Source organism: Tatumella ptyseos, from assembly GCF_030552895.1.
Taxonomy (GTDB): Bacteria; Pseudomonadota; Gammaproteobacteria; order Enterobacterales; family Enterobacteriaceae; genus Rosenbergiella; species Rosenbergiella ptyseos_A.
Window position 1 is genome coordinate 421,845 of sequence record NZ_CP130649.1, and the last position, 13,948, is coordinate 435,792.

The 13,948-nt window shown below is 48.4% G+C and carries 5 protein-coding genes and 1 pseudogene; all 6 read left to right on the plus strand.

Annotation, left to right across the window (positions count from 1 at the left end; genetic code table 11):
- Nucleotides 1-95: 95 nt before the first annotated feature.
- Nucleotides 96-745 (plus strand): annotated as a pseudogene (locus QJR74_RS02155) (Ig-like domain-containing protein); the annotation flags it as partial.
- On the plus strand, nucleotides 746-5,974 hold the full coding sequence (locus tag QJR74_RS02160) for an Ig-like domain-containing protein (RefSeq protein ID WP_304373939.1): 5,229 nt from the start codon (nucleotides 746-748) through the stop codon (nucleotides 5,972-5,974).
- Nucleotides 5,975-6,056: 82 nt separating this feature from the next.
- Nucleotides 6,057-7,478, plus strand: a complete 1,422-nt coding sequence (locus QJR74_RS02165) for a TolC family outer membrane protein (protein ID WP_304372982.1) — start codon at nucleotides 6,057-6,059, stop codon at nucleotides 7,476-7,478.
- Entirely contained in the window at nucleotides 7,475-9,619 is a 2,145-nt protein-coding gene (locus QJR74_RS02170; protein ID WP_304372983.1) for a type I secretion system permease/ATPase, read from the plus strand. The genes QJR74_RS02165 and QJR74_RS02170 overlap by 4 nt, the downstream gene beginning before the upstream one ends.
- Nucleotides 9,620-9,687: 68 nt before the next feature.
- Nucleotides 9,688-10,833, plus strand: coding sequence for an HlyD family type I secretion periplasmic adaptor subunit (locus QJR74_RS02175; protein ID WP_241587205.1), 1,146 nt, complete (start codon nucleotides 9,688-9,690; stop codon nucleotides 10,831-10,833).
- Nucleotides 10,834-10,866: 33 nt separating this feature from the next.
- Complete coding sequence (locus QJR74_RS02180; RefSeq protein ID WP_304372984.1) at nucleotides 10,867-13,941, plus strand: glycosyltransferase; 3,075 nt, start codon at nucleotides 10,867-10,869, stop codon at nucleotides 13,939-13,941.
- Nucleotides 13,942-13,948 lie beyond the last annotated feature (7 nt).

The following is a 13,948-nucleotide window of genomic DNA, read 5'->3' on the forward strand; positions in this document are numbered from 1 at the left end:
GCGATGGAAATGTTTCTTCAGCAGCAACTATCACCGCAGCAGATATCACTGCGCCTACTGAACCAAGTGGTATTCAAATAAGTGACGATGGCACAATCCTTTCAGGTAAAGGCGAAGCGTTTACCATCACAGTCAAAGATGCCGAGGGTAATACGCTCGGTACTGCCACGGTCGGTAGCGATGGCACTTTCAGTGTGACCCTGCCTACCGCACAGACCAATGGTCAGACCTTGAGTGTGACGGCGACCGATGCGGCGGGAAATGTTTCTTCAGCAGCAACTATCACCGCAGTAGATACCACTGCGCCAGCAACACCGACTGATGTTGCTGTCAGCGATGACGGTTTAACTGTCACGGGTAAGGCGGAAGCCAGCTCAACCGTTACGATCAAAGATGCTGACGGTAATACGCTCGGTACTGCCACGGTCGGTAGTGATGGCACTTTCAGTGTGACCCTGCCTACCGCACAGACTAATGGTCAGACCTTAAGTGTGACGGCGACCGATGCGGCGGGAAATGTTTCTTCAGCAGCAACTATCACCGCAGCAGACACCACTGCGCCAGCAATACCGACTGATGTTGCTGTCAGCGATGACGGTTTAACTGTCACGGGTAAGGCGGAAGCCAGCTCAACCGTTACGATCAAAGATGCTGACGGTAATACGCTGGTACTGCCTCGGTCGGTAGTGATGGCACTTTCAGTGTGACCCTGCCTACCGCACAGACCAATGGTCAGACCTTAAGTGTGACGGCGACCGATGCAGCGGGAAATGTTTCTTCAGCAGCAACTATCACCGCGACGGATACCACTGCGCCAGCAACACCGACTGATGTTGCTGTCAGCGATGACGGTTTAACTGTCACGGGTAAGGCGGAAGCTGGCTCAACCGTTACGATCAAAGATGCTGACGGTAATACGCTCGGTACTGCCACGGTCGGTAGCGATGGCACTTTCAGTGTGACCCTGCCTACCGCACAGACCAATGGTCAGACCTTAAGTGTGACGGCGACCGATGCGGCGGGAAATGTTTCTTCAGCAGCAACTATCACCGCGACGGATACCACGGCTCCAGCCGAACCAAGTGGTATTCAATTAAGTAACGATGGCACAATCCTTTCAGGTAAAGGCGAAGCCGGCTCAACTGTTACGATCAAAGATGCTGACGGTAATACGCTCGGCACTGCCACGGTCGGTAGTGATGGCACTTTCAGTGTGACCCTGCCTACCGCACAGACCAATGGTCAGACCTTAAGTGTGACGGCGACCGATGCGGCGGGAAATGTTTCTTCAGCAGCGTCTATCACCGCAGCAGATACCACTGCGCCAGCAACACCGACTGATGTCGCTGTCAGCGATGACGGTCTGACTGTCACGGGTAAGGCGGAAGCCGGATCGACAGTAGCAATCAAAGATGCCGAGGGTAATACCCTCGGTACTGCCACGGTCAGTAGCGATGGCACTTTCAGTGTGACCCTGCCTACCGCACAGACCAATGGTCAGACCTTAAGTGTGACGGCGACTGATGCAGCGGGAAATGTTTCTTCAGCAGCGTCTATCACCGCAGCAGATACCACTGCGCCAGCAACACCGACTGATGTCGCTGTCAGCGATGACGGTCTGACTGTCACGGGTAAGGCGGAAGCCGGATCGACCATTACGATCAAAGATGCTGAGGGTAGTACGCTTGGCAGTGCTACGGTGGGTAATGATGGTTCTTTTAGCGTTACCTTAAATACAGCAGAAACCAACGGCCAAAGCTTAAGTGCTACGGCAACAGATACTGCAGGCAACACCTCTTTAATAGCGACCGCTACGGCACCAGATACCACTGCACCAGTAGAACCAAGTAATGTTCAATTGGATGATGAGGGCACGACGGTTACAGGTAAAGGTGAGATAGGTTCAACTATCACAATTACTGATGAGAATGGTAAAGAATTAGGCTTAGGAACCGTTGCCGCCGATGGTACTTTCTCAATTACGTTAGATACACCGCAAACTAATGGTCAAACATTAGACGTCATTTCAACCGATAGTGCGAAAAATAGCTCTACGCCAGCTACTGTTATAGCAAAAGATTCAACTGCACCTAGTTTACCGACTGATCTTATGATCGATGAGTCTGATTTAACTTTATCAGGTAAGGGGGAAGCAGGGACTACGGTTAAGGTTTATGACAGTAATGGTGATGTGGTTATAACTGGATTAGTTGATGCAGATGGAATTTTCCAGATTAGATTACCGGACAGCCTATCAGCAAACCAAGACCTATCGGTATCCTTAACTGACTCCTCAAATAATGAGTCAGATAAAGGTTCCATTTATTACTTCGACGATACTGACTCTGACTCAGACAGCGATTCGGACTCTGATAGCGACTCGGATTCAGACAGCGATTCCGACTCAGACAGCGACTCCGATTCTGATAGCGACTCGGATTCAGACAGCGACTCCGATTCTGATAGTGACTCTGACTCAGACAGCGATTCTGACTCTGATAGTGACTCGGATTCAGACAGTGACTCCGATTCTGATAGCGACTCGGATTCTGACAGCGATTCTGACTCTGATAGCGACTCTGATAGCGACTCGGACTCTGATAGCGACTCGGACTCAGACAGCGACTCTGACTCCGATTCAGACAGCGACTCGGACTCTGACAGTGATTCCGATTCTGACAGCGACTCCGATTCTGATAGTGACTCGGACTCAGACAGCGACTCGGACTCTGATAGCGACTCGGACTCAGACAGCGATTCTGACTCTGATAGTGACTCGGATTCTGACAGCGACTCGGATTCAGACAGCGACTCGGATTCAGACAGCGACTCTGACTCCGATAGTGACTCTGACTCCGACAGCGATTCTGACTCTGATAGTGACTCGGATTCTGACAGCGACTCGGATTCAGACAGTGACTCTGACTCAGACAGCGATTCTGACTCAGATAGCGACTCGGATTCAGACAGCGATTCCGATTCTGATAGCGATTCCGATTCTGATAGCGACTCTGACTCCGATAGTGACTCCGATTCAGACAGCGATTCCGACTCAGACAGCGACTCGGATTCAGACAGCGACTCTGACTCTGATAGCGATTCCGATTCTGATAGTGACTCTGACTCAGACAGCGATTCCGATTCAGACAGCGACTCCGATTCTGATAGCGATTCCGACTCAGACAGCGATTCGGACTCTGATAGCGACTCGGATTCAGACAGCGACTCGGACTCTGATAGTGACTCCGATTCAGACAGCGACTCGGATTCAGACAGCGATTCGGACTCTGATAGCGACTCCGATTCAGACAGTGACTCGGATTCAGACAGTGACTCGGATTCAGACAGCGATTCCGATTCTGATAGTGACTCGGATTCAGACAGCGATTCCGACTCAGACAGTGACTCTGACTCTGACTCCGACAGCGACTCTGACTCCGACAGCGACTCTGACTCCGACAGCGACTCTGACTCTGATAGTGACTCGGACTCCGACAGCGACTCTGACTCAGATAGTGACTCGGATTCAGATAGCGATTCGGATTCTGACAGCGACTCTGACTCTGATAGCGATTCCGATTCTGATAGCGACTCTGACTCTGATAGTGACTCGGATTCTGATAGTGACTCGGATTCCGACAGCGATTCCGACTCTGACAGCGACTCGGACAGCGATTCCGATTCTGACAGCGACTCGGACTCTGATAGTGACTCGGATTCAGACAGCGATTCGGACTCTGATAGTGATTCGGATTCAGACAGTGACTCTGATTCCGACAGCGACTCGGATTCAGACAGCGACTCCGACTCTGATAGCGATTCGGACTCTGACAGCGATTCCGACTCAGATACTAGTATTGAAGCCAATAATGATACTCACGAGTCTACCGTGACAGCTGTGCAAGATAATCTTAACGGTACTTCTGGGTCTATTACCGAGTTAGCAGGCTTGAGTTTATTAGGAAACACGGCACTACTCTCACTGTTATCGTCAAACAGCTTCACGTTTACGGTCGATAGCAATACATCCGAGAATGTCACGTTAGATGTTTCGGGGGGGGTCACCGTAGGGAGTGCGGCAATTCTCAATACTATCTTGTCATTACTAGGTGTGAGTTCGTTAACCGCGGATCTCTCCGTGATCGATACTTCAACCGGTGAGGTAGTACAAACCATTTCTAATGCAATAAGCATTACCGGAAGTGGATTAAGTTTGGTGTATAGCGGGGACGTGAATGTATCAGGCCTAACGAAGGGTACCTATACGGTCGCGATCTCATCGTCATCAAATGGCACCTTGCTTGAAACGTTAATCAATACATTGGCTAACTTAAACTTAGCGACATCGTTAGACGTTGAAATCACTGATTCTGTTCAGTACACCTACGGAACGACATCAGGAAACGTATTAACGACCGATACGGCAGGCGATGTTGCCGATACTGGGACTAGCATTCATGTCACAAGTGTTGTCGCGAGTTCGACTGATGATAGTTCAAGTGTGGCAGTTGCGAGTACCGGTGAAACAACTATAACAGGCGAGTATGGCGTACTAACTATCGCAGCGGATGGTAGCTACTCCTACCAACCTTCAAGTGCTACCAGCAATATCGGTAAATCTGATGTCTTTACTTACACGATTACTGATGCCAGCGGTAATACAGCAACAGCGACCTTAACGCTGACGATTGAAGGCACGCATTCTACGGCGGTGGCAGATACCGTATCGGTTAGCACTGACACCGAATTAGCAGCGGGTACTAGCTTAACTTACACTACGAATACGCTTATCAGTGCCTTATCTATTGCAAAAAGCGCTACAGTTTCTAATACAGCGACAGAGTCCTTCACAGTAGCCTCAGGTACTACGTTGGATAGTGCAAGCTTGGTATTAAAGTTTAGTGCATCGAATAATACAATATTGGGGATTGCTAATAGTTCCACCACGACAGTTTCTGGAACATTGACGATCCTAAATGAAACGACAGGAGACTCTGAGTCGACAACGCTGTCAAATATCACGCTTTCTGCGTTGACTCTTTACAATTCCACTCAAACTCTTTCGCTTTCTTCTCTGGGGCTTAGCGAGTTAACCGAAGGGGACTATACGGTCACTTTTGTTTACAGTGCGTCTAATACTGCACTCTTAGGGGGATCTGGCGGGACATCACTTACTGTGACCAGCTCCTTATCTGGAACTTCGGTCGATACGACTCATCACTACACTGAATCCGAAACCGCGACCGGCAATATCCTGGACGGTACGGACTCTGATAGCGTCGCCGACACCTTTGGCAGTGAATACCAGTCCTTTACTATTACCGGTAATAACGCTTCAGGAACGGCTGTCTCTTATACGGTGAGTGCGAGCGATAAATCGATTACCGATTCGAGTGGCAGCACAGTGAGTGGTGACTCGGTCACGTTGTACGGCAAGTACGGAACCCTAGTGTTATCGGATGACGGTTCTTATACCTATACCTTAAAAGCGGGTATCGATACGTCGACCATTACCTCCAAGGAGACATTCAGTTATTCATTGAACGATAGCGATGGTACCTCATCGACCGCCAATTTAACCATCGATTTGCATCCAGTCATTACGGGTAGCGCCAATGCCGATACGATCACTAGTACGGCGTATGACGATACTTTCACGACAGAAAGTGGAGCAGATACCGTGGTTTACAAATTACTTGCCGATGACAATACCGGAGGCAACGGTAGTGATACTTGGACTGACTTCTCTGTCAGTGATGGCGACCACATTGATGTCTCTGCGCTACTTGTCGGTTGGGATGGTGAGTCGAGTACCTTAGGGAACTACGTTTCTGTCAGTCATACCGATGGTAATACCGTTGTTTCGATTGACCGAGATGGAACGGGTAGTGCTTACAGCTCAACCACACTGGTCACCCTTGAAGGGGTGAATGTCACGCTCGATGAGTTAATTGATCACAATTCATCATCATAATGATTAAGCGGGAGGTAACTCCCGCTTTTTTACGTCTGTAATAAATTAAAAAGTTTTACTATCGACGCAAGAGAGTTGTTTTATGAAGAAATTTTGCTTGGTCACCTTAAGTCATTTAGTGATTCGGGGAGTGTTGGGGATCAGCATTATCACTAGCATTTCGGCGTTAGCTGATGAGTCGATAATTAGTGCACAACAGATGATTGGTGAGGAGAAACTGCCAGACTTATATAGCGTCGCACCGAATGGCTCGGTGCAAAACGGTCAGCCTCTGGATATGTCAGCAGCCGTTGCGATGGCGGTAAATTGGCATCCCACCATCACACAAGCGGTGGGTAAATTATTTGAGCAGTCATCGAATGTCGATGTCGCCAAAGCAAAGTATTATCCGCAAGTAAATGCTGGAGTGAATAATGGCTACAGCAATACTTACATCAATAAAGGCTATTCGCCCTCAATCGATATCTCTCTTTCTCAGATGTTATATGACTTCGGTAAGGTCTCCAGTTCTGTACGTGCCGCCAATGCTGCGGTCGCTCAGCAACAGGCCGAAGTGATGCTAACCATCGACCAAGTTGCTCACGATACCGCTTCAGCAGTGGTTCAGGTGCAGGGGTATCAGCAGCTGGTCACTATGGCCACTCAACAGCTCGACTCCTTAAAACAAATTGGTAACTTGATCCGGCAGCGTAATACTGAGGGAGCCAGTCCACTCTCCGATGTGGTACAAACCGATACTCGTATCGAGGGCGCTCAAGCAACCCTGATGCAATATCAAGCCTCCTTACAGCGCTGGCAGGCGACCCTTGCGACCTATATTGGCGTACAAGGGGTTAACCGAGTCACGCAAGATGTACCCGAAACACTGACGCGGGCTTGTGCGGTGCAGCATCCCGATTATCAGCTAATTCCATCGGTCTTAGCGGCGTGGGCGGGGGCGAATCAAGCACAAGCCGACGTCGATCATGCTAATGCCCAGATGATGCCGACGATCTCCTTGGAACCTGAAGTCACCCACTATTTGAATAATCATTATTCAGGTAGTAGCGAGTTGGATAAAACCCAGTATACCGCCTCGATCCGAGTGCAAATGCCGCTCTATCAAGGTGGAGGGTTATCTGCCTCTCGTGAGGCAGCAGAGCATGCCTTATCCGCTGCGAATGCGGCGATCAAAGCCGCACAATTAGAGGCTTATCAAAAATTGGCGACCTCACAAGATGAAGCGACAAACTTGGGGCAAACTTTGGTCATTCAACAGCGGCAACAAGCCTTGGGTGAAAAAACCTTAGGGCTTTATCAAGACCAATATTTGCAATTAGGGACTCGCCCTCTACTCGATTTGTTGAACGTCGATCAAGAAATTTTCCAAGCTAAATTTAGCCAAGCCCAGACACTAGCACAACTTAACAGTTTACAACTCGATTGCCTGTTCAGTACCGGCATGATGCGTTCGGTATTCCGTCTTGATAACCGTCGAATTCAAGGAGTCGATATTCGCCCATGATAAATTACAACACTCAAACTCAACACGACGAATGGGTCGATGCCATCACATTGATTGCGAGACATTATCGACAATCCTTTTCACCGGGGGCGTTGTCTGCCGCCGTGCCATGGTTATCTGAACAAAGTCTGCAAACCAAGTTACAGCATCTTTCTCGACTCGCTGGGTTGAAATTTACCTTATTGGATCAGTCGGAAAAGATTATTTCTGGGCTACGTTTGCCGCTGGTCGCCACCTTAAAAAACGGTTCGGTTGTCGTGATCGAAAGCTTCGATGGGCAAGATTGTGCTGGCGTACGTTTTATGGAAGAGGGCGGCCTAGTTAGCCAAATCAGCGTGACCGATCTACTCGAACAAACTGAGTGGGTCGTTGCTTTTCGTCCTATCGCACCAGTGAAAGATAGCCGTACTGTTCAATATTTTTCGACCTATACGCCTGACTGGTTGAAAAAGCTAATTATCAAAGACTTAAAGCCTTATTTACATGTAATGGTCGCCTCTTTTGTGATCAACTTACTCGCGCTATCGGGGATTTTATTCTCGATGCAGGTCTACGATAGGGTGATTCCTGCACAATCTTATCCCACACTTTATGTCCTGTTTGGTGGGGTGATGATCTCAGTCATCTTTATGTTTATCTTAAAACTGGCCAGAGGACATATAACTGATCTACTGGCTAAGCGAGCCGATATTCGGGTTTCCGATCGCGTATTTGGTCATGCGCTACGCTTAAAAAATTCTGCCATTCCTCGTTCGACGGGGAGCTTTATCGCCCAAGTTCGTGAGATCGAGCAAATTCGTGAGATGGTGACCTCGCGTACCGTTTCCGTTCTGGTGGATCTCCCTTTTTTCTTACTGTTTCAACTGGTATTGGTGATCGTTTCGCCATGGTTGAGTTGGATTGCGCCCATCGCGGTAATTATTATGTTGGTGCCTGGACTGCTTTATCAAAAGAAACTGGCCCGTTTAGCCCAGCAGAATCTACAAGAAGTGACATTGCGTAACGCTATTTTGGTGGAAAGTTTACAAGGCATCCAAGATATCAAATTAATGCAGGCCGAGAGCCGATTCCTTCAGCAATGGAACAGCTATATCAGCATTACCGCGGAGTCTGGCGTAAAAACGCGTCAATTAACCCATGGCCTGGTTGCCTGGGGCACAACGATCCAAAGTTTGGTCTACGCGGCCGTCGTTGTGGTGGGTGCGCCGCTGGTGATTAGTGGAGATATTACTACCGGAGCCATGGTCGCAGCCTCGATGCTCTCGACACGAATGATCGCGCCGATGACAGCCCTCTGTGGGGTGCTTGCTCGTTGGCAGCAAGTGAAGGTGGCGAAACATAGTCTTGATCAACTGATGGCACTGCCTGTCGAAGATCATCCCGATGAGATGAAGGTTCACCGGGCGCTTCTTCATGGAAACTATGAGCTGCAGCAAGCCACCTTTAGCTACGACCAAGAACATGAATCGATCCCTCTGCAAGTGAATAAACTCTCGATTGCCGCAGGTGAAAAAATTGCGTTATTGGGGCGGATGGGGGCTGGAAAATCGACGCTGTTACAAGCCTTGAGTGGTAACTTGGAGAAGGTCTCCGGCCAAGTGCGACTCGATGACTTGAGTTTAGAGCATATCGACATGGCAGATATGCGCAGGAATATCGGTTTACTGACGCAAGAGGCCCGTCTATTCCATGGCACCATTCGCGACAATCTATTACTGGGTCGCCCCACCAGTGATGACCAAGAGATCGTAGAAGTCTTAACCCTTACCGGTGCTATCGATTTCGTTCGACAACTTCCCTTAGGGTTAGAGCATCCGATTATGGAGGGGGGAACCGGGCTGTCCGGAGGGCAGCGCCAATCGTTATTATTGTCGCGAACGCTATTACGCGATCCCAATATCGTGCTATTGGATGAACCCACGGCATCATTCGATGAGCCATCCGAAAAGCAGTTTATTGAGCGGCTTGAAAAATGGATTGGTCATCGTACTTTAATTATCGCCACCCATCGTGCAGCTATCCTATCGCTCACCGAACGCGTTATTGTCTTAAAAGAGGGACGTATCGCCATGGACACTTCACGCGAAGAGTTATTCAAGACGAAAGGTAAAGAGGCTAGCCCTCAAGGAGCGACGTCATGAGTCAATCAACAACCTCCAATAAGGGCTATTTACCTTACGATCCCACTGAAATCTTGAGTGGCGGTGAAATGGACGAAGCGCATATCGTCAAGTCAGCGTATCTCATAGCGATTCTCGCGGTGTTAGTGATTATCTTCGGCGTTTGGGCCTGGTTTGGCCAAGTCGATGAAGTCTCGACCGGTACAGGAAAGGTCATCCCCAGCTCACGCGAGCAAGTGTTGCAGTCACTGGATGGTGGGGTACTCACAGAGTTACCGGTACAAGAAGGTCAGCGTGTGAAGTTGGGGCAGGTGGTTGCACGATTGGATCCGACGCGTAGCGAGTCTAACGTTGGAGAGAGCGAAGCGAAATACCGGGCCTCGTTAGCTGCGAGCATCCGTTTGGATGCGGAAGTGAATAATCGTCCACTCGTCTTTCCAGCGAGCTTACAGTCTTACCCTGATTTGTTAGCCGCAGAGACGCACCTCTATCAAAGCCGCCGTGATCAGTTAACCCAATCGATGAGACAGCTACAAGACTCGATGTCGCTGATTAATCGTGAACTCACTATCACTCAACGCTTGGCGAAAACCGGTGCAGCCAGTAGTGTGGAAGTGCTGAGGTTGCAGCAACAGCAATCGGATATTGCGTTAAAGATTACTGATTTAAAAACCCATTACTACGTGGACGCGCGCGAACAACTTTCTAAAGCCAATGCTGACGTAGCGTCATTAGCGGAGGTGGTTCGAGGGCGTAGCGATAGCGTGAGTCGGTTAACGATTCGCTCCCCGGTACAAGGGATTGTCAAAAATATCAAAGTGACCACCATTGGCGGGGTCATCGCACCGAATGGCGAATTAATGGAAATCGTTCCCGTCGATGACCGTTTATTAATTGAAGCCCGTATCTCACCGCGAGATATTGCGTTTATTCATCCCGGTCAAAAGGCGATGGTAAAAATTACCGCCTACGATTACGCCATTTACGGTGGTCTTCCTGGTGTGGTTGAGACGATTTCACCGGATACTATTCAGGATGAGCAAAAGCCGGAAATCTATTATTACCGTGTTTATATTCGCACTGACCATGATTCACTGGTCAATAAACGTGGTAAGCATTTTGCGATTAGCCCAGGAATGATTGCCACGGTTGATATTAAAACGGGTGAGAGAACGGTGATGGATTATTTAATCAAACCTTTCAACCGAGCAAGAGAAGCCCTGCGCGAACGTTAATCGATTTGCCACAATGTAAAGGAAACGCTAAACATGGCATTAAGTGATTTATTACAACAGGCGCATTTTGAAATGATGAGCCTAAATGTGCCCGAGCATACTGCTCCTCATCCTGCTTGCATACTTTTCTTTAGTCTTAGCGATGGGAAACAGCGCGCATACACTCACATTTCAACGGGGAAAAATTTTAATCACGCTTGGACATCTGGTTCGCAATTTATTCAGCGGTATCGGCAACAACACGATCTTCAAATCTGTTGGTTACGAGTCGAGCGGGTCGATCATATCGAAGAGATGAGCTGGGCAGGGTTACAAGATAAGCTGGGTAAAACAAAGCGTAACTATTTCCGTTTCGGACTCAGCTTTGACCCAGACTTCACTCATGCCATCCTCGAACAAGAGTTAGCGGCGAATGCTATACTGTATGACGGTAAGGTGGGGGTAGCTACCCCTAATGCGACCAATCTCGATAGCTACGCTCGACGCCGGTTTTCCTGTTCGCTAGTCTGGCCAACTGAGCCCCAACAAAGGGTCTGGCGGTTTAAAACCCAGGCTGTTTTCTGCGATGCTTCAGGAACAAAAACGATTGAGCGCGAAGGTAAAGCGTCTGGATTTAGAAAAATAGCCGAACCTTGGCAAGCGCATGTGCCGAACCTTATCAATCACTCTGCACAGTATCTCGCATCGCAAATTAAATCGACGGGTGAGTACCATTATGGTTGGTTTCCCTGTTTTGACCGCAAGATCAAATCTTATAACGCACTACGCCATGCCAGCTCGACCTATGCCCTTATCGAGGGATGGGAAGTCACGCAACAGCCCCAACAACGGCAAGCGATAGAGCGTGCTTTGGCGTATCTGACCCACGAGCTTATTCAACATAAAACCCTAGCGGATGGCCGGCAGGTGGCATTTTTAGTGGATACAGGGGATGAGATAAAACTAGGTGGTAATGCGGTTAGTATCTTAGCCTATGCCAAATATACCGAAGTCACTGGCGATATGACCTATGTTCCGCTAATGGAAGCCTTAGCGGAAGGAATATTACTGATGCAAGATGAACAAGGTAAGTTCGTCCATGTCTTGGAAAACCACGATCTGTCAGTGAAGGAGCCTTTCCGAATTATTTACTACGACGGGGAAGCGGCCTTCGCTTTAATGCGTCTTTATAAATTATCAGCTCAGGCGAAGTGGATTGAGAGTGTTGAGCGAGCATTCGAATATTTTATTGAGAATAAACATTGGCAATTTCATGACCACTGGCTCAGCTATTGTGTTAATGAACTAACATTGTATCGGCCACTTGAAAAATATTTTAAGTTTGGCTTAGATAATGTCCGTGACCACTTGGATTTCATTCGTCACCGTGTCACGACTTACCCAACCTTACTTGAGTTAATGATGGCGGCGAATGCGATGATTAATCGTATTCAATCTTCTGCTATACATCAGCACTTATTGAGTGATTTCCCACTCCAGCAGTTTACTGACGCATTAGAGTATCGTGCGCGCTATTTACTCAATGGCTTTTTCTGGCCAGAACTGGCGATGTTTTTTAAAAATCCGGCCAGAATCGTTAATAGTTTCTTTATTCGTCACCACAGCTATCGCGTGCGCATCGATGATGTCGAACATTATCTCTCCGGTTATGTTGCTTACGCCAAATATTACAGCCAACAACAGCAACCGTTGGTTAGCGTAAAAAAACCTGATCCCCGCTCCCGCACTCCTGTTTTTTTGTTAGAAAACTTACGTGAAGTTGGAAATGGTATTGAAGTGGCGGCACTGCGTCGCGCCATCTTGTTTCGTGAGCAACTCCAGACAACACCTTGGATAGTGACGCTTCAATATAATGCATCGCTACTTACCACACTAAATCAACTTCGTGAGCGGGGACGACTGGCCGTGGAAGTCCCGGTAAAAAACCTTTATTTCGGGTTGGTTGAGTGTTTTCAGACTGGGCAAATCGAGGCACTAAGTCCCTTTGATGGCCAGTTTACACTACAGGTCGCTGCCAGCGAGGCGTGCCCCTTAGGTAAAAGAAGCTATCGGCTTGCGCAGGGGACGATTAAAATTGATGATTTTGTTGACCAAGCAGGAAACATTTTACTGCGTAGACATTGGCATATCCATAACGACTCATGGCAACTTAACCATATTGAAGTGAATGATCACTGCCAACGGCTTTTTACGACTGAAGAGCAATTCGCCACCTGGGCCCTAGAGAAGCAATTACCTCAAGCAGGACGTTGGCACTTTGTTATTGATAAGAATCGAGCGTGGCGAGATTTTGTCTTGTCTAAACCGAGTGAAAGAATGGATTGCTATCTTTCGGCGGTGATCCACTCTTCACACCTGCTGGGTAATGGGCAGCTAAAATCAACATATCGGCATCTTCTCGAGTCGCCAGACTGTGTCAATAAACTGATCATCTTGACGCAGGAGCAGTACCAAGACTTATGCGCGCTAGGGATCCCTGCCGAATCTATGCAGGTTATCCCCAACCATTTGGACGGAGCGATTTTATACTCTGCGATCAAGAAGACACCTTCAAAACGGGTGGTTTATTTGGCCCGCTATTCTCCTGAAAAACAGCATGCATTGTTACTAGAGGTGTTCGAGCAAGTCCTTAAAGCTGTACCGGATGCAGAACTCTATACCTATGGGGTCGGAGGACTGCACGAAGTAATCGCTGATCTCGTTATCAAAAAAGGACTCAGTAAATCAGTACAAATTAACGGTTACACATCGGATATTGCTTCGGTACACCAGCAGGCGTGCTGTGCGGTCTTGTGTTCAAATCAAGAAGGGCATCCCTTGTCGGCGATTGAGGCTATGGCTTTTGGCACCCCATTAGTCAGTTTTGCGACAAAGTATGGCCCGCGTGATATTTTGGCTGGTCAGCCTGCTGGATTGTTAGTGGATGCGGGAGATAAAGACGCATTGGCTGCAGCCCTTATCCGACTTCTCCAAGATAGTGAACTGCAAACTCAGCTACAGCGTGGGGCTAAGGCCTGTGCACAGCGATATTCCAGTTCGCGTATCGCGCAAGCTTGGCAACAATGGTTACAGGCGAGTTATGGTTTACCTGTGTTAAATGAAGAATAGGGTTGAG